The following is a 244-nucleotide window of genomic DNA, read 5'->3' on the forward strand; positions in this document are numbered from 1 at the left end:
GTGATTTAATATTGGACCATACAAATACATCTTTTATTAATATATAAAACTATGTAAATTCAAATACAAATGCCTGAATCGATTCGAACCTTATAACCTAATAACACAGAACATTCTTATGAGATCTTCACAGCAGAGGATGGGTGAGCAACCCAGTAAGTATCAAATACTTTCACAATTGTGACAACGAAATGAATGGTTCCTTTGAAATTATCTGGTGCAGTCCAAGTGACTGTTACTTCAG

1 protein-coding gene is annotated in these 244 nt (G+C 33.2%); it reads right to left on the reverse strand.

All coding sequences use genetic code 11. From position 1 onward, the window contains the following. Positions 1-116 precede the first annotated feature (116 nt). Positions 117-244 (reverse strand): reeler domain-containing protein (locus L9G74_RS23330; RefSeq protein WP_369123402.1); only part of this gene is annotated, 128 nt, incomplete at its 5' end.

The organism is Shewanella electrica (assembly GCF_022321485.1).
Classification (GTDB): Bacteria; Pseudomonadota; Gammaproteobacteria; order Enterobacterales; family Shewanellaceae; genus Shewanella; species Shewanella electrica.